This is a genomic window from Allohahella sp. A8, from assembly GCF_047946665.1.
GTDB lineage: Bacteria > Pseudomonadota > Gammaproteobacteria > Pseudomonadales > Oleiphilaceae > Allohahella.
Genome location: NZ_CP172312.1, coordinates 1,162,616 through 1,179,891, shown reverse-complemented (window position 1 = coordinate 1,179,891; position 17,276 = coordinate 1,162,616). Strand labels below are relative to the sequence as shown.

General features: G+C 57.6%; 12 protein-coding genes. 8 read left to right on the top strand and 4 right to left on the bottom strand.

Features of this window, described 5'->3' with window-relative positions; genetic code table 11:
• Window positions 1–164 precede the first annotated feature (164 nt).
• From ACH3PB_RS05600 to ACH3PB_RS05580, 5 genes are read left to right on the top strand one after another with little or no spacing between them, the layout of a single operon-like run.
• A complete protein-coding gene (locus ACH3PB_RS05600; RefSeq protein WP_416398456.1) occupies window positions 165–1,841 on the top strand; it encodes a leucyl aminopeptidase in 1,677 nt (558 codons plus the stop codon).
• An 11-nt stretch (window positions 1,842–1,852) separates the two neighbouring features.
• Window positions 1,853–2,383 (top strand): hypothetical protein, encoded by a 531-nt coding sequence (locus tag ACH3PB_RS05595; protein ID WP_416398455.1) that lies wholly within the window; start codon window positions 1,853–1,855, stop codon window positions 2,381–2,383.
• 60 nt (window positions 2,384–2,443) lie between these two features.
• Window positions 2,444–5,305, top strand: a complete 2,862-nt coding sequence (locus ACH3PB_RS05590; protein ID WP_416399421.1) for a valine--tRNA ligase — start codon at window positions 2,444–2,446, stop codon at window positions 5,303–5,305.
• Between the two features lie 8 nt (window positions 5,306–5,313).
• Window positions 5,314–6,417 (top strand): ketopantoate reductase family protein, encoded by a 1,104-nt coding sequence (locus tag ACH3PB_RS05585; RefSeq protein ID WP_416398454.1) that lies wholly within the window; start codon window positions 5,314–5,316, stop codon window positions 6,415–6,417.
• Window positions 6,410–6,976 (top strand): cob(I)yrinic acid a,c-diamide adenosyltransferase, encoded by a 567-nt coding sequence (locus tag ACH3PB_RS05580; protein ID WP_416398453.1) that lies wholly within the window; start codon window positions 6,410–6,412, stop codon window positions 6,974–6,976. The genes ACH3PB_RS05585 and ACH3PB_RS05580 overlap by 8 nt, the downstream gene beginning before the upstream one ends.
• A gap of 45 nt (window positions 6,977–7,021) precedes the next feature.
• Here ACH3PB_RS05580 and ACH3PB_RS05575 read toward each other — a convergent pair whose 3' ends face one another.
• The 3 genes from ACH3PB_RS05575 to ACH3PB_RS05565 form a co-directional block, all read right to left on the bottom strand.
• A complete protein-coding gene (locus ACH3PB_RS05575) occupies window positions 7,022–9,019 on the bottom strand; it encodes a methyl-accepting chemotaxis protein (protein WP_416398452.1) in 1,998 nt (665 codons plus the stop codon).
• Window positions 9,020–9,153: 134 nt separating this feature from the next.
• Window positions 9,154–9,726, bottom strand: a complete 573-nt coding sequence (ampD, locus tag ACH3PB_RS05570) for a 1,6-anhydro-N-acetylmuramyl-L-alanine amidase AmpD (RefSeq protein WP_416398451.1) — start codon at window positions 9,724–9,726, stop codon at window positions 9,154–9,156.
• Window positions 9,710–12,379 (bottom strand): DUF1631 domain-containing protein, encoded by a 2,670-nt coding sequence (locus ACH3PB_RS05565; RefSeq protein ID WP_416398450.1) that lies wholly within the window; start codon window positions 12,377–12,379, stop codon window positions 9,710–9,712. Before ACH3PB_RS05565 ends, ampD begins: the two co-directional genes overlap by 17 nt.
• A 165-nt stretch (window positions 12,380–12,544) precedes the next feature.
• Between ACH3PB_RS05565 and ACH3PB_RS05560 the strand changes: the two genes are divergently transcribed.
• The 3 genes from ACH3PB_RS05560 (at window position 12,545) to ACH3PB_RS05550 (ending at window position 16,429) form a co-directional block, all read left to right on the top strand.
• Window positions 12,545–13,096: a retropepsin-like aspartic protease family protein gene (locus tag ACH3PB_RS05560; protein WP_416398449.1), complete on the top strand. Its 552-nt coding sequence runs from the start codon at window positions 12,545–12,547 to the stop codon at window positions 13,094–13,096.
• A 41-nt stretch (window positions 13,097–13,137) separates the two neighbouring features.
• Window positions 13,138–14,067, top strand: coding sequence for a carboxylating nicotinate-nucleotide diphosphorylase (nadC, locus tag ACH3PB_RS05555; protein ID WP_416398448.1), 930 nt, complete (start codon window positions 13,138–13,140; stop codon window positions 14,065–14,067).
• 76 nt (window positions 14,068–14,143) lie between these two features.
• Complete coding sequence (locus ACH3PB_RS05550) at window positions 14,144–16,429, top strand: putative bifunctional diguanylate cyclase/phosphodiesterase (protein ID WP_416398447.1); 2,286 nt, start codon at window positions 14,144–14,146, stop codon at window positions 16,427–16,429.
• Here the strand turns inward: ACH3PB_RS05550 and ACH3PB_RS05545 are convergent, their stop codons facing one another.
• On the bottom strand, window positions 16,430–17,212 hold the full coding sequence (locus tag ACH3PB_RS05545; protein WP_416398446.1) for a ParA family protein: 783 nt from the start codon (window positions 17,210–17,212) through the stop codon (window positions 16,430–16,432). It abuts the gene before it with no gap.
• Window positions 17,213–17,276 lie beyond the last annotated feature (64 nt).

Sequence of the window (17,276 nt, the reverse complement as noted above, 5' to 3'; positions counted from 1 at the left end):
AACTGCGGGTGATGCATTTCGATCGGGAACGTGAAGTATGGCGTAGGACACTAAACGCGGGCTCCGGCCTCTGGTTATTTCGCTATCGAGCGGCCTATACTACCCGTCTTGTAGTCAGGCGACCAGAACTGAACTCAAACAACTCCAGAACAAAGGCTTCAATAGTGATCAAGCACAGCATTGTCGAAACAGCGTTCGAAAAAAAGACTGAATGTCTCCTCGTCGCCCTGTTCGCAGAGCCTTCCGCAGACGCCGGTGGCACAGCCAGATCCGACACCACAGCCCAAAGTGGCAAAGCACGATCCCGGCGCACTGCCGAGGCCGGCGACACAGCCAAGGCCGCACCACTTTCAGGTGTGGCAGCCGAACTGGATAGTCAGCTCAATGGCCTGATCGGTGCGATGGTATCTTCAGGCGACGCCAGCCCTGAGCCGGGTGCGACCTGTCTGCTCAGAACAGCAGGTCTGCAAAACGACAGCGGCGCTGCGCTACCCGCAAAAATCATCCTCGTCGGTGTTGGCACACCAGCTGAAATCACGGTTCAGAAATTTATCAAGATCGCTCAGGGTGCTGCAGGCGCAGCCGTAGCCTGCAAGGCCACAGAGATTACCGACGCCTGGACGGCTGCACTTGTCGATGAGATGAGCGAGCACTCACCAGCCGATGACCAGAGCCTGAGTCTCGGTCATGGTGATAGCACTCGAATTCTGGCTGCTGATTGTTTTGCCCAGGCCATGCTTGCCTATGATGCGGTCGTCTATCGCTACAACGACTTCAAGACTAGCTCGGCTGAAAAGGCGCCGAAGCTGAAGAAGGTGAGCTTCGTCAGTCCCGACAACGATGAACTCAGCGCGCAGGATCTCCGCCGGTCACTCAAGACGGCGGCGGCACTTGCAGCCGGCATGACATTGACAAAAAATCTGGGTAACGCCCCAGGCAATGTTTGCACGCCCCGCTACCTGGCCGACCAGGCTGAAGCACTGGCGCGCGATTACAAGCACATCGATTGTGAAATTCTCGACGAAAAAGCAATCAAGAAGCTGAACATGGGCGCATTCCTGTCAGTCTCCAAGGGCAGCGATGAACCGCCGCGCATCATCGCCATGCGCTATATGGGCGCAAAGTCCGGTGATGAGGCACACGTACTCGTCGGCAAGGGCATCACCTTCGACACCGGTGGCATCAGCCTCAAGCCGGGCGCTGGCATGGACGAAATGAAGTACGACATGTGTGGCGCGGCCTCTGTAATGGGCGTTATGAAAGCAATCGCCGAGCTACAGCCAGCCATCAATGTCGTCGGCGTTATCGCTGCGGCGGAAAACATGCCAAGCGCACGGGCGAGCAAGCCTGGCGACATCGTCACCACCATGTCCGGCCAGACTGTGGAAATATTGAACACTGATGCGGAAGGTCGTCTGGTGCTCTGCGACACCCTCACCTGGATCAAGAAGTTCAAGCCGGCTACGGTCGTCGACATTGCCACGCTGACAGGCGCGTGCATCGTGGCTCTGGGTCATGAGACCTCAGCCTTGCTGTCAAAAGACGACGAATTGGCGCAGGCGCTCCTTGCCGCCGGTCAGCGGAGTGGCGACCGCAGCTGGCGACTGCCCTTGTGGGACGTGTATCAACCGCAGATCGACAGCCCCTTTGCCGATATCCAGAACATTGGCTCGAAAGGCGCAGGCACCATCACAGCGGCCTGCTTCCTCTCACGCTTCACCAAGGAATATCGCTGGGCACACCTCGACGTGGCAGGTACTGCATGGGTCACCGGTGCCAAGAAAGCAGCAAGCGGTCGTCCTGTGCCGCAGCTTCTTAACTACCTGCTCGCGCAGGTTTAGGACCGGCGCCCTTGTCTGCTGCAGAGGCTCCCGATCACGCGACAGGGGCAGTGACCAGAGAAGCGGACTTCTTCGTGCTTGGCAACGATGTACGGTGGGCGCAGTTTCTTCACCGTTTCGTATGTCAGCGCCAGCAGTTTGCCGATCGCTTTCTCGGTCTGTGTACAAGCACCACGCTTGGCCATCTCGACAGGATATTCGACAGAGCGCAGCCTGAAACCTTCGTTGAATACATGACCCTGCTCGATGACGACAAGGAACCGGCGGTTAGCCTTGCCTTGGACTTGTGCCGGCTTATCTTTGCTGCGCCAGCTCAGGCGACGCGCCGTCCTGACCTGCTCAGCCGCAAGATCCTGCTCTTACCTGGCATTCTCCAGCAACTGCTGGACGACCCGGTACTGATGAACAGCGTCGCAAGTGCCTGTGAACGTCTGACCTTCATCGTCGAGCCAGGCGAATCCGGTCGCGAAATGGCACGAACCTGCTACCGCCAGCTCAGAGCGCGCAACTTCAAACTTAATTATCACGAAATACGGAATTGAAGCAGTACAACCATGAATGAGAATCACAGCACCGACAGTAATGAGAGCGCCGCGTCGGCGATGGATACCACCTACCAGCCGCAGAACATAGAGCAGTCGTGGTACCAGCGCTGGGAAGCAGCCGGCTGCTTTCAGCCAGAAGGTGATGGTGATCCCTTCGCGATCATGATCCCACCGCCGAACGTCACTGGTCGGCTGCACATGGGTCACGGTTTCAACAACACCATCATGGACACCATGATTCGCTACCATCGCATGTGTGGCGATCCGACACTGTGGCAGCCAGGCACCGACCATGCCGGCATCGCAACGCAGATGATCGTGGAACGCCAGCTGGCGGCAGAAGGCATCACCCGGCATGAACTCGGGCGCGAGGCCTTCCTGGAGAAAGTCTGGGAGTGGAAGGCGAAATCTGGCGGCTTCATCACCAGTCAGATCAGGCGCCTCGGCTCCTCCGTGGACTGGTCTCGAGAGCGCTTCACCATGGACGAGGGGCTCTCGGCGGCGGTACTCGAGGCCTTCGTTCGTCTGCATGAGGATGGTCTGATCTATCGTGGCAAGCGCCTCGTCAACTGGGATATTCAGCTGCAGACTGCCATTTCCGACCTCGAGGTCGACAACGTCGAGCAGGACGGCCATATCTGGCATTTCCGTTATCCGCTGGCGGGCGATGCGAGCACAAAAGACGGCAAGCGCTGGCTGGTGGTTGCAACGACCAGACCGGAAACCCTTCTGGGTGATACCGCCGTGGCCGTGCACCCTAACGACGAGCGTTATAGCGATCTCATTGGACAATCGGTTCAACTACCGCTGACCGGACGCCTCATACCCATCGTCGCCGACGAGCATGCCGACCCGGAAAAAGGCACTGGCTGCGTCAAGATCACTCCGGCCCATGATTTCAACGATTACGAAGTCGGCAAGCGACAGTCGCTGATGCTCATCAATATCTTTGATAGCCACGCGCGTGTGCTGTCGCGTGCACAGGCCTTCGATATCGCTGGCCAGCCACTACCTGGTGCTGATCTCGATATGCCGCCCGCGCTGGTGGGTCTGGACCGTTTCGAGGCCAGACGTGCGGTTGTTCTGGAGATGGAGCAACTCGGTCTGCTGGAGACGATAGAGAAGCATAGCAACAAGATACCCAAGGGCGATCGCTCCGGCGTCGTCATCGAGCCATGGCTAACCGACCAGTGGTACGTCAAGGCCTCCGCGATGGCCGAGCAGGCGATGGGCGTCGTCGAACGTGGCGAAATACAATTCGTGCCCAAGCAGTACGAGAACATGTACTTCTCATGGATGCGCGATCTTCAGGACTGGTGTATCAGCCGGCAGCTCTGGTGGGGACACCGTATTCCGGCCTGGTACGACGAAGACGGCCAGCACTATGTCGGCCGTAGCGAAGCCGAGGTGCGCGCAGCGCACAAGCTGGGCGACCGACCACTGAGGCAGGACGAGGACGTGCTGGACACCTGGTTCAGCTCCGGGCTGTGGACTTTCTCCACGCTTGGCTGGCCACAGAAAACGCCTGAGCTCGAAATGTTTCATCCTTCGAGTGTGCTGGTCACTGGCTTCGACATCATCTTCTTCTGGGTGGCACGCATGATCATGCTGAGCACCCAGCTACTGAAAAATGACGACGGCACACCGCAGGTGCCATTCAAGACGGTGTATGTACATGGTCTTGTTCGTGACGGCGAAGGCCAGAAGATGTCGAAGTCGAAGGGCAATGTCCTCGACCCGCTCGATATCATCGACGGCATCTCGCTTGATGATCTCATAGCCAAACGGACTGAAGGTCTCATGCAGCCGAAACTGGCGGAGAAGATCACGAAGCAGACGCGCAAGGAGTTCCCGGAAGGTATCGCCGCTTATGGCACTGATGCACTACGGTTCTGCTTCTGCTCGCTTGCGAGTACCGGTCGTGATATCAATTTCGATATGAAGCGCGTCGAAGGCTACCGCAACTTCTGCAACAAGATCTGGAATGCCACGCGCTTCGTGCTGATGAATGTCGAAGGCCAGTCCTGTGGCCAGCACGGCGAAACCGACTACGAGCTCGGCCTGGCCGAACGCTGGATCATTTCCCGCCTGCAGCATGTCGAACAGGAGTGCCACAAGCAGATTGCACAATATCGCTTCGACCTGCTGGCGCAGTCCCTCTATGAGTTTTTCTGGAACGAATATTGTGACTGGTATCTGGAGCTCGCAAAGGTCAGCCTGAATAATGACAGCGCAAGCGAAGCGCGCAAGCTCGGTACTCGCCGTACGCTGGTGCGCGTCCTCGAGGCCGGACTGCGGCTGATGCATCCCGTCATGCCATTTATCACCGAGTCCATCTGGCAGCAGGTGGCTCCATTGGCTGGCACGGCGACCGATACCGAGGCGTTGACCACTATCATGCGCCAGCCCTATCCCCGGCCGGATACATCGAAAATCGACGCTGAGGCTGAAGCTGGCATCGAGTTTCTCAAGCAACTCACGATCGCTGTGCGGAATATCCGTGGAGAGATGAATATCTCGCCTGCGCGCACACTGAAGGTGCTCCATACCGGTGCGACCGAGCAGCAGCAGACTCTGCTCGAGCGTGTCACGCCACTGTGGATGGCAATGGCCAAGCTCGACTCAGTTGAACCGCTGTCCGGTACTGAGCGCCCATTCTCGTCGACACAGCTCGTTGGGCAGCTCGAGATATTGATCCCGCTCGAAGGCATCATCGATATGGCGGCCGAAAGAGGCCGACTCGAAAAAGAGTTGGGCCGTCTTGATCAGGAGCGCAAGCGCCTGCAGGGCAAGCTTGGCAATCCAGCGTTCGCAGACAAAGCGCCGGCAGAGGTAGTGGCGAAAGAGCAGGCGAAGCTGGACGATGTCGATTTGCGCCATACCGCAATACAGGCTCAGATCGAACGGATGGCACACTAGCGCAGCCAATGCAGCCACTCAAGCAGGCGTCAGGCCCGACCCACGAGTTTGTCATCGTCGGCCTGGGCGCCATTGGGACGCTGTTCGCAGCCCATCTATCGCAGTATCACGCCTGTCGGGCGCTCATGGCAGCAGACCATCAGCACCCGGGAGCGGATGCGTTGGTCCGTCGTCGCCTGCTCGGCCAGACCAGTTCTACCTCTATCGAGCTGCCTGTCATCTCATCACTGAGCGAGTTGACCTCGCAAACGACGCATCTCTGGGTGCTGCTCTGCTGCAAGGCAGCCGTTGCCAACAGACTGCTGCCCATGTTGATGGAGGAGCTGAGGGCCTTGTCGCTCAAGGACGGATCCCGCCAGGCTGGCCTGGTGGTCATGCAGAATGGCCTTCAGACACATACGCTCGCAAATGCAGCTTACAAAACGGTGTTCAGCGGACACAGCCGCATCCGCCTGCTCGCAGCCAGCACAACTGAGGCAGCACGTCGAGAAGCCGACGAGACAGGTATCGTTCATCATTCTGCGACTGGCGAGACCACTGTAGGGTTGCTGGACCACCAATCGGTCGACGACGGTTACGATCCGGCATCAGAACTGAGCGAGCTTTTAACGCAGAGCGGCCTGGCCGCCAGACCTGTGGACAGGATTGAGGGCATTCTCTGGAACAAGCTGGCGCTGAACGCAATAATCAATCCGCTCACCGCACTGTTCCGTTGCCGTAACGGCGAGTTACCGGTGCTGGTGGACTACGCGCGCCTGGCGCAGCCAATAGCCGCGGAAGTACTCGCGGCCTGGCAACATTGGTCTGCGCGGCGCGCGGCGCTGCCGAACAGCACCAGGGAAAACGGAGCGGGGATGAGCATAGCTGTACCCGAGACTGTCGATGACCTGTTGGCGCGGGTCAAGGACATCTGCCAACGCACTGCCCCCAACAGATCGTCCATGTTGCAGGACGTACTCGCGGGCCGACGAACCGAAATCGATGCCATCAATGGCTACATCGTCGACTACTGCGAGCAGTATGGCCTGCCGTGCCGCGCCAATAGCGAACTGGTCCAGACAGTAGCTGCACTGACACATTCACTTCAAACGAAGGATCAGGACTATGGGTAACCGATTGAGCAAGATCTACACCCGCACCGGTGACGATGGCACAACTGGTTTAGGCAACGGCGACCGGATTGGCAAGGAGTCAGTGCGAGTCGAAGCAATGGGTAGCGTTGACGAGACCAACTCGGCTATCGGCATGGTAGTCTGCGAGCTGGCACATGACGACGAGTTGCGGCCAATGCTGTTGAAGGTACAGAACGATCTGTTCGATCTCGGCGGCGAACTATGCCTGCCTGGCGAACAGTTGATACAGATGACGCATGTAAGCTATCTCGAGGAACAGATAGATACTCTCAATGAGCAGCTCCCACCGTTGAAGAACTTCATTCTACCGGGGGGCAACCGTGCGGCGGCCGCCTGTCATATGGCCCGAAGTCTAGCGAGAAGAAGTGAGCGCACGCTGGTGATACTGGGACGCGACGAGGCCATCAAGGCTCCACTGAAGCAGTACATCAACCGTCTGTCGGACCTGCTGTTCGTCGTCGCCCGGGTGCTGGCGCGGCGCGATCCCTCAATCGGCGCCGAGGGCGAAATTCTCTGGCAGGCACCCCAGCGCAGCTAAGCAGCTGGCGAGGCAAAAAAGCAGTCGAGAAAAAATGCTGGCCGATCAGATCTTGAAGGTAGCGAGGTGAGTCTTGAGCGTCTCAGTCAGTCTGGTCAGCTCCTGACTCGACGCCAGGGTATCGTTGACGTTGCTGGCGCTGGTCATGCCCAGGTCACTGATCAGGCTGATGTTGCCGTCTATAGCCTTCGCCACAGCGCTTTGTTCCTCAGCCGCCTGGGCAATCTGCTGGCTCATATCGACGATCGTCGCTACTGACCCGACGATCTTCTGCAGCGCCTCTGAGACGAGTTCCGACTGTTTCACTGTCTCGTCTGTAACCTTATGGCTGCCCTGCATCGACTCTACAGCGTCTTTCACGCCCGTCTGCAACTGAACAATCATCGATTCTATTTCTTCGGTCGAGCGCTGTGTACGTTGTGACAAGGTCCGTACTTCATCGGCCACGACCGCAAATCCTCGGCCCTGTTCGCCTGCCCTTGCAGCCTCGATGGCTGCGTTCAATGCCAGGAGATTGGTCTGCTCCGCGATGGCCTTGATCTCTACGAGCACCTGCGAGATGTTCTCCGAGTCCTTTTCAAGCCGGTTGATGATACTGACCGAGTCGCTGATCTCTGCCGCCAGCTTTCGGATCGTCGCCAGCGTCCGGTCGACCACGACCCTGCCCTGCTGGGCCTCGTTATCTGCCTGATGCGCCGCGTCGCTCGCCGATTGGGAACTCACAGCCACTTCAGAAACAGCCTCCACCATCTGGTGCATCGACTCACTGATGGCGTGGGTCTCTTCCATCTGCTGTTTACTGGCCACATCACTGTCGACCGCAAGTTGATTCACGCGAGAAGCCTGACCACCCACTTCTACGGTATTCTGAGCCAGCAGCGTCATCAGTGAATGGACGCGCGAGGTCATATTGTTGAATTCAACTGACAAATTGCCGAGTTCATCTTTGTTCGGCGAGCTCAGATTCACTGTGAGATCACCTTCAGCGACGCGGCGCGCAGCCTTGCCAAAGTGATTCACGGTGGTCTTCACTGAAACGAAAAAGCCCATATAGAGATAGACGATCACCAGTAACAGCGACAGCAGCACACCAAAGAGCGTATACAGTGTCGTCTGACTTTCCGCATAACGGGTCTGCAGAACGCTTTCGATCGTGTCGTACAAGGCCTCATCAAGCTGATAAAGCCGATCGAGGTGGGCCGTAAAACGACCGTCCAGATCCCGCCAGCTACCTTCCAGCACCATCGGCGTGACGATTTCTCCATCGATGAGCTCGGCGACTGCGGTGAGTGTCTGTTGAGCTTCGCTGAAGTCCCCCTCGTAGTTCGCTTTCAGCGAGGGTGCAGACAGACTGATCGACTCAACCTCCGTTGCGAATTGCCGGCCAGAAATAAAGAGCTGGTCCAGCACGGAATTGGCGAACTCGCTGACATCGTAGCCGACCGTCCCTTCGATCAGGGCATAATAACTGACGGCCCGGCCCTTTGAGACCAGCACAGTTGCCGGGACGAGCTGCTTTTCCGAAAAGCCGTCGAGTATCTGAATCTGAGTAGCGGGGTCGAAGGAAATGAGCGATGCCTGTTTGATCAGTGACAGCAGTCGTCGCGACTGACGAATGATCGCCTCGTAGTAATCGGATTGTTGTCCGATGGACGTAAAACCCTTGTTCTCACTCTTGATGCCTTGCCATGTTGTCTCGAGGGCATCAATGCTTTCGGCGACCACGCCATCGACATCGAAGGTATAAGCCTGCTGCTGGAGATGTGCCAGCGCCGATTCCAGCTGCTTCTGTTTTTGCTTGGCTGACGGCACGATGTCGGACTCGGCACGCATTGTTGCGGCGGTCTGAAAATCTCGATAATCCTGTGCTGCTCGCAACATCTGGCGCGCATCGGCAACTGCTTCGACGCCCTGCAGCTCGCGCTCTACTGCATCCAGATCAGCTAGGATCTGGCTGACGAGGGCATAGGTCAGAATTGCGATTGGAATGACAAAAAGAATACTGATGAGCGAAAACTTGTATACAAGTTTAAGCTGATTCATCAAGGCGATAGCCGGCCAAAGAAAGGATTTCAAAAAGATCATACTCCACAGCGACGCGATCGATAGCACGGTCACAAGCGCAGATCAATACGCTTTGCACTTCACTTACAAAACTAGTGCAAGAACGTGGAATATCAACCTTCTAATGTGGCTTTTTGTAGTCGCTTCCAGTCAAAAAACGGCCCAGGATCGGTTTTTCGCCCCGGGGCAATATCGCTATGACCGAGTATGAGTTCAGGGCGAATGCCCGAGTAGTGCCGCCTCAGAACGAGAATAAGTGAATTCAGATTCACATATTGCGCTTCGGTGAAGGGTTCATGATCACAGCCTTCGAGTTCGATGCCGACCGAGAACCGGTTAAATGCGCTGCGATCGGCAAATGCCGAAACGCCGGCATGCCAGGCCATCTCATCTGTGGAAACGAATTGCAGAATCTGGCCATCGCGCCGAATCAGGAAGTGTGCTGACACCGTGAGGCCCGCAATTTCGCGGAAATAGGGATGAGCATCGGGGTCGAGCCGATTCTGGAAGAAGTCGACAATGGCAGATGAGCCATACTCGCCCGGCGGCAGGCTGATGTTGTGGATGACAACTGACTCGACCGCCTGCATCGGCGGCCGTGGCCCAAAATTCGGGGACGGCACCTTCTCCGCGTGGTCGAGCCAGCCGTCGACGAGACGCCAGTCAGGCTCAGTGTTTGGTTTCATTCCTCAGACTACCGATAACGGCCTCCAGTGCACGATCGAAAAGGAGACTATCATCAAGCAAGGTCACGCTGCCATCGTTGAGCTCAGCAGCGAGCGATTCGCGAGTCCGCTCGAGCACCTTTACACCCATTCTGTTGACGAAGATATACTTGCCAGTGGTCTGCAGCACGGCAGCCAGTTTACAGCGCAGCTTGGTAGCATTGGCATCCGCTGCATTGCTGTACTCGATCCACAGGCCGATGCGCATATTGCGCACCAGTGCCAGGCTGCCTGCAAGCGCCTGAGCCCGGCCATCGTCACGCGCGTCCGCAGTCGATGCTGGTGCCACAGCTGAGGCCATGGCTTCAGATGAACTCGCTTCCGCAGCCATGCTGGCCGCTTGTGCTGACGCGGGGCTGGCCTGCGCGACTTCGGGCGCAGCGGCAGCTGAATTATCTGCTGTAGCTTCAGACCGCGCTGTCTGGGCAGCAGGTGCTGAAGATTGCACTGCCGAAACACTGGATGCACCTGCCGCGGCGCCATCAGCATCTGCAACAGCTCGTGCGGCAGCACCCGGACCATGCTGATCGATCGCCTGCTTCAAGAGGTGAAGACGGTAATCAACCAGATGCGGTTCAAGGTCGAAGGGCTTGTAGCCCGTCTGTTGCAGGCCAGCCTTCAGCTCAGTGACAACCGCATCGACTGCACCCTCGTAGGCTGCCGAACTATCGTTCGCGGCAAGCACGGCTCGCACATCTTCAGGTACTTCGTAGCAGCCAAGATCGAGCTCACACAAGCGCTCTGTAAGCGCGATCGCTGAACGCCAGCTGCTTGACTGCACGCCCTGCTTGAGTGCGAGCAGTACCATATAGTTGCACCAGCCATCACGAATGACTTCAAAGGTCGCTCTCGACAGCGCGTCGTTACGTAGCGCGAACTCCAGCGCCTCCTCGACCTGGGTGCGGGCATGTTCCGCACGTGCCTTACCGGCTTCCGCATCACGGGTACGCTGCTCGAGTAACTGACGGCGACGCTTGTCCGCGTCACGGAACAGGATGAAGTCTTCGAGCACCTCGTCAAAGATTTCAGGCTGGTCGACGAACTCGTTCAACAGGCGATCAACGATCTCTTCGAGTTTTGCCAGGAACGGATCCTGCTCAAGGCCAGTATCCTCGATCCAGCCCATCGAAGCAGTCGCCAGCGTGTTCAGCAGACGGCGGGCGCTGTGTTCGGCATCGGCAAAGAAACGCTTGTCGAGCAAGGCCACTTTGAGGACAGGAATCTGCAAACGTCCGATCAGCGCCTTCACAGGTGCCTGCAGCTGCTTGTCACTGAGGATGTACTCGAACAGCATGGTCACCAGGTTCATGATGTCCTGGTCGAAGGACGCGATATTCGAATCCTTCTTGTCTTCGTGCTTCTTCAGCATGCTGTTCAGCAGTGCATCAAAGCTGAGCAGGCCATGGGAATTCACATGGTCGTTGACGAGCTGCGCCTGCTGTTTCTGGGCTTCCGTCAGCATACCCACGAGCGCAGGATGATCGAGCTCTCTGCGAGCTGAACCACCAGCAGCACCTGAGCCTGCCATGCCACCTGCGTCACCACCGTAGTAGGCATTGCCACCACTTATGATGCCGGCATTGTCGTGGTCGAAACCGGAGTCGGTGTGCAGACTGAAACGGCGCTGACCCTGACGGCTCAGATTACGAATTAGATTCAGTGCCTCGGCAGGCAAGGCGGAATAACTCAGGTGACTACTGGCCTGATTGGTCAGCACCGGCACGGGTGAGCCAGGCTCCATGGCATGACCATCATATAGCACTGGCACACCGCCGAACTGGGAGGGCTGGCCGGCCGCACCGTAGTCACCAGGCGCAAAACCGGCATTACCCGCAGCAGGCGCCGCGCCAGCCGCATCACGACCGCTACTGTTTCTGCCGTGGCCTGAGGCTTGATGGGTACCTTGCTGACGCCTTGACTGATGGGAGTGGCTTTGCACGTCCGGTAGAACGCCCTGCTCCGCCAGATAGCGATTTGCGGCGTCGAACAGTGGCTTCAGCATGCTCAGGATGCTCTTTTCGAACAGCTTCAAGGCAATGAGCTTGGGCTCGATGCCGACTTCCAGCAGACTCAGCCCATCCTGAAAGCTTCGCAGAATCTGTTGCGGCCCAAGTGGGTTGTTAGCGTCTTCGATATCGATACGGGCGTAGAGCGCATCCATCCGCAAGGTGAGGTGTTCGAGCTCTCGCTGCATGGCGCTCTGTACCCGGGCAACCATGGACTCGGCGGCGACCCGCTCTTCAAGCTCGTCGTTGTGCAGCAAGGACAGTGAATCAACGCGAAACTCGTCGCCGTCGAGCCCTTCCCGTACATTCTTGGCGTGGAAGCCAGCTTTGAATTCTTCGTCGAAGCGCGCGATGATGGCGTCTTTCTTCAGCCGGATCTCGCGCATGGCATCGAAATAGGCCTGTTGAGCCGTGTTATTGTCGGCCTTGTCGGCAAGTGCGAACAGGCTGTCATCGAGCTTGGCCATCACCTTCTGCAGGGACTGACCAAGATGCTGTGCGCTGCGATCTCGCAGTTTCAGCAGCGGCGGCGGCAGGCGCGCATCAGCAGCCAGTCGTGCCGCACTGCGGACCTCACCAAGCTGTACGATCTTTGATTGCGGTGCCATGTGAACTCCATACACAGTCTGTCATCGGTCGACCGTGGATTCGTGTTTGACTGTTTCTGAGTATAGAATCAGCTTTCAGCAGACACTGTCAGCTTTTGTTACACCACTGTTAGCGCTTTGTATTGTCGTGATGCAGTTCGCACGGCAAGGCGCCAGGAGAGTTTGATGTCTAACGATGAAGGGGCTACAGGCAGTCCTTCCGGTGGTCGACAGGGCAAGTTCATGCTCGTCATCGCCTGGATCATCGGCATTGCCCTGCTCGCGGGCGCATTCGATGTCTGGGAAACGAGGCAATATAACCCGAACCAGTCAGCCAGTGTCATCGACGAGCCAGGGCAGCCAGCGCAGCTGGTACTGCGAATGAACCGCTGGGGTCACTATGTCGTGGACGGCAGTATCGAAGATCGGCCTGCGCAATTCCTGCTGGATACCGGCGCCACTCGGGTGACAGTTCCTGAAAGTATAGCCCAGCGGGCCGGCCTGCCCCGGATGGGGCGTTCGCTGGCGCGGACAGCCAATGGCACCGTGACTGTTTACGACACGACTATAGATAGGCTCGAGTTCGGTGGTATGGTGCTGCGAAATGTCAAAGCCACCATCAACCCTGCCATGTCCGACGACGATGCCGTACTATTGGGTATGAGCGCACTGCGACAGTTCGACCTGCGCCAGAGCCTGGACACGCTGACACTGACGAAGCCTTCGCCGCCCGGCTGAGGCGCGACGGTAGCGACCCCCTGAAACGAGACCAACAGAACATGCCCATCAATCCTTCCTCCCGCGGGCCCGACACTGATGCTGGCGAACTGCGCAAGCCGCCACGGGCCCTGATAGAAGCCAACGTCAGAGCTGCTCTGGCCGAAGATCTTTCACCTCCCGAGCGTGCGGCAGCACTCTATCTTACGCCTGGAGACGACATCACTGCCCGGTTGATAGCTGGTTCAGCCCAAGCCAGCGCCAGTGTCATCACCCGCGAGCCCGGCATTCTGTGCGGTGCTGCGTGGGTGGACGAATGCTTTCGTCAGGTTGACCCGGAAGTGGAACTGCGGTGGCTGGTGAGTGACGGTGAGGCCATAGCAGCCGGACAGACGCTGTTCGAAATGAAGGGACTGGCCAGGGCCCTGCTGACTGCCGAGCGCACTGCACTGAATTTCCTGCAGACGCTGAGCGGCGTAGCCACGTTGACTGCGAGTTACGTCCGCGCAATGGGTGATAGCCAGTGCAGGCTGCTCGACACACGTAAAACCATCCCAGGCCTGCGCTACGCGGAAAAGTACGCCGTTTTGTGTGGCGGCGGCTTCAATCATCGCCTGGGCCTGTGGGATGCCTTCCTCATCAAGGAAAACCATATAGCCGCCTGCGGTGGCATTGCCCAGGCCGTTGCAGCCGCGCGATCGATTGCGCCCGACAGGCCTGTGGAGGTAGAAGTCGAGTCGCTGCAGCAGCTTCAGGAAGCCATAGAGGCCGGCGCCGATATCGTCATGCTGGATAATTTCGATCTGGATGGCTTGCAACAGGCCGTTGCGCAGGCGAAGGGCCGGGTGAAACTCGAAGCATCGGGCAATATCGAGCTAGGAACGCTTGCCACCATTGCTGCTACCGGCGTTGACTTCATCTCTTCAGGCGCGTTGACCAAGCATGTTCGAGCGCTGGATCTGTCCATGCGATTCAAGGCTTCTTCAATATAGGGTGTTTGTCCGCAGAATATTCAATTTAAAATAGGTTAACATCGAGCCCCCCATCAGAACTCTAGCTGTAAGTCCTATGTCGTCAGTGCCGGTATATTTGCGTAGTCTGCTCGCTGTTCTGCTGCTCGTCTTCCTCATCATCAGCGCGCCCCCTGGGCTTGTCGCACTGTTTTCGCTATTCCGCGAGCTGAGCACGGCCATTACCACTGGCGCACCTCATTATGGCGAAGCACTGTTCTTTCTGCTGGCGGCAGGGCATGTCGGCTGTCTGGCTGCCAGCATGAGTGCCTGCTTTCGGCTGCTGAATGCACCAGGTAATCACTGGTCACTCAAGGGACCCATGCTGCTGCTGGCAACCTCCATGGTATGGCTGGTGCTGTTGCTGCTGATTCCACTGTCGGCCTACCTGGAGACTGCAGGCTGGCAGACCTCTGGCGTCGCCGTTGCCAGCCTGCTTCTGCATGCTGTCGGCGCAGCTTCAGCCCATCTCATGGCGAGCGCCTGCTGCCTGCTCGGGACGCAGCAGGCAGCGATGAATAACATGAACACCAAACTGGCAGAGAATGACTCGGCACTGGCGACGCGCAACCAGGTGCTGCAGGACGAAATCTTCGTACGCGAAGAGGCTGAGCGCGCCTTTCGCAAATCCTATCAACGCTACCGCACACTCGTGCAGACCGCCGGTAGCCCGATCATTGCCATCGACGCGGCGTTCAGAATTCAGGAATGGAACACGGCGGCTGAGCAGCTCTTCGGCTTCACACGTGAGCAGGTCATGGGCGCCCAGTATATAGAACGCTGCGTGCCTCGGGCCTTCCAGAAGCAGACCCAGTGGAAGATTCGGCAAGTGCTCGAAACCGGTGTAAAAGTCGAGCATATGGAAAATGAGATGCTCGGCGGCGATGGTGCCGTCAAGGTAATTTACTGGAGCATCAGCTGCGTCAGCGGTGAACCTGACAATAGCGTCATCATCGTCGGTCAGGACATTACCAGTATCCGGGAGACGCAGGACAAGTTGCATTATCTTGCGCACTACGATGCACTCACCGGCGCTGCCAATCGGCGGCTGTTCGAAGACCGCTGTACTCAGGCGATTCGGCAGATGCAGCGCACATCCGGCAGCCTCTGCCTGCTGGCTCTGGACATCGATCATTTCAAGCAGATCAACGACACGCTGGGTCATGACGTCGGTGATCGACTACTACAGACCATCTTTACGCGAATGCAGGAAAACCTGCGTCAGGAGGATACGGTCGCGCGCCTGGGCGGAGACGAGTTCGCGATCCTGCTTACCAATGTGCGCAGCCGGAAAGGCTGTGAGCGCGTCGCCCGTACCTTGCTGGAGGCCATCACCCACCCTATCTCTTTGCCTGGCAGGGAGATCGTCGTGACAACCAGTATCGGCATGACGATTGCCCCCGATGACGGCAACACCTATCAGGCGCTCTTGAAGAATGCCGACATGGCGCTGTACCAGAGCAAGGAATCCGGTCGCAACACCATCAGCTTCTTCAATGAGCACATGCAACAGCGGCTGATGACCCGCCTGACCATGGAGCAATCGCTACGCGAAGCCGTAGCAGAGAAGCGTTTCGAACTGCTGTACCAACCCCAGTTCGAACTGAACACCTTCGAGCTCATTGGCGTCGAGTCCTTGCTGCGCTGGCGAACACCAGATGGCACGCTAGCCACGCCAGACATGTTTCTCGAAGCGGCCGAGGGTTCCGGTCTGTTGCAGCAGATGAGCGAGTGGATCCTGCGGCACAGTGTTGCAGCCATGCTTGAACTCGAAGCTGCAACCGGCCGACGCAAAACGCTCTCCGTTAACCTCTCGAGCCGTCAGTTCCTCGCGCCGGAGCTGCCTGAGCAGATTGCCACGGTAATCAAGCAGACCGGCGTCGATCCGTCGAGCATCTATCTGGAAATCAACGAGCAGTCTCTGGTGAACTATGCCGAGCGCTCGGAGAAGCAACTGCAACGGCTGAGACAGCTGGGTATATGTATTGCACTCGACAGCTTCGGCTCAGGTCTGACATCCTTTTCGGTGCTGCACCGCTGGCCGATTGACGCCATCAAGATCGACCGCAAGCTACTCGACGGTGTGCCAGAGGATGTCAACCAGAGCGCGCTCCTGGAAACACTCTGCGCGGTTTCGAGACAGATGGACAAGATTGTCATGATTGAAGGCATTGAAACCGAAGCGCAACTGATATTCCTGCGTCGCCTCGGCATTCATAACGCCCAGGGGCATCTGTTCGCTGAGCCGCTGGCCATGGACACGCTGCTGCATAAGCTCCGGACCACCAGTTGGCTGCATCCGGAACGCTTCGCGCGGCAGATTGGCCTGCCGCTCGATAACTGATCACTGCTTCAGGCGGTTGCCTTCCAGATACTCATGCAGCGCCACGAACTGCTGCGTGAGCGGGTGGCTTGGCGCCATGTGTATCAATGGCAGGCTGTGCTGATGCGACTCCTTCATCTTCACGGAACTGTTCAGTTCCACACCAAGCACCGGAAAGCCTTCGGCTTTCAACTCATCGATGATACGCCTCGGCAGTGAAGCACGAGGTTGCACCTGGTTTGCGATGACACCCTCGACCACGAGATCCGGGTTGTGATCCGCCTTGAGCTCCTCGATCTCGCCGTGGATGGTATACAGCGCCTGCCGTGAGAAATCGTCGCAGTCGAACGGGATCAGCACGGACTGTGCGGCAATGAGAGCCGAGCGGGTATAGAAATTCAGGGCCGGCGCAGTGTCTACGTAGATGAGGTCATAGGTCTCGGACAATGAGCCGAGGGCTTCGCGCAGCTTGTAAATCTTGTGCTTGGCCTCGAGTTTGCGCTCGAGAAAGTCGAGCTCGGGACTTGAAGGCAGCACGAAAAGCTTGTCAAAACGGGTGGTGTGAACGAAATCTTCGGTCTTCTTCGCGAAGATATTGAAGGCTACTGTCTGCTCGAAAAAATCAGCAGCCGTTTCGGTCAGCTCCTGCGCTGGCCGCCCCATCAGATAATGTGTTGAATTGCCCTGCGGATCGAGATCCACCAGCAGCGTCCTGAGCCCCCTGGTAGCTGCAATGGCGGCGAGATTGCAGCTGATGCTGGACTTCCCGACGCCACCCTTCTGGTTGAATATCACCCTTATCATCCGGCCATCTCTCCCTGTGATCATGTCGTTGTTATATAGTTTGTATGTGTCGTTATCCGGTCGA

Bases quoted from the DNA above. Each gene is read 5' to 3' on its own strand.
- ACH3PB_RS05590 (WP_416399421.1), top strand. From the start codon at position 2,444: ATGGATACCACCTACCAGCCGCAGAACATAGAGCAGTCGTGGTACCAG.
- ACH3PB_RS05585 (WP_416398454.1), top strand. From the start codon at position 5,314: ATGCAGCCACTCAAGCAGGCGTCAGGCCCGACCCACGAGTTTGTCATC.
- ACH3PB_RS05580 (WP_416398453.1), top strand. From the start codon at position 6,410: ATGGGTAACCGATTGAGCAAGATCTACACCCGCACCGGTGACGATGGC.
- ACH3PB_RS05575 (WP_416398452.1), bottom strand. From the start codon at position 9,019: ATGAATCAGCTTAAACTTGTATACAAGTTTTCGCTCATCAGTATTCTT.
- ampD (WP_416398451.1), bottom strand. From the start codon at position 9,726: ATGAAACCAAACACTGAGCCTGACTGGCGTCTCGTCGACGGCTGGCTC.
- ACH3PB_RS05565 (WP_416398450.1), bottom strand. From the start codon at position 12,379: ATGGCACCGCAATCAAAGATCGTACAGCTTGGTGAGGTCCGCAGTGCG.
- ACH3PB_RS05560 (WP_416398449.1), top strand. From the start codon at position 12,545: ATGTCTAACGATGAAGGGGCTACAGGCAGTCCTTCCGGTGGTCGACAG.
- nadC (WP_416398448.1), top strand. From the start codon at position 13,138: ATGCCCATCAATCCTTCCTCCCGCGGGCCCGACACTGATGCTGGCGAA.
- ACH3PB_RS05550 (WP_416398447.1), top strand. From the start codon at position 14,144: ATGTCGTCAGTGCCGGTATATTTGCGTAGTCTGCTCGCTGTTCTGCTG.
- ACH3PB_RS05545 (WP_416398446.1), bottom strand. From the start codon at position 17,212: ATGATAAGGGTGATATTCAACCAGAAGGGTGGCGTCGGGAAGTCCAGC.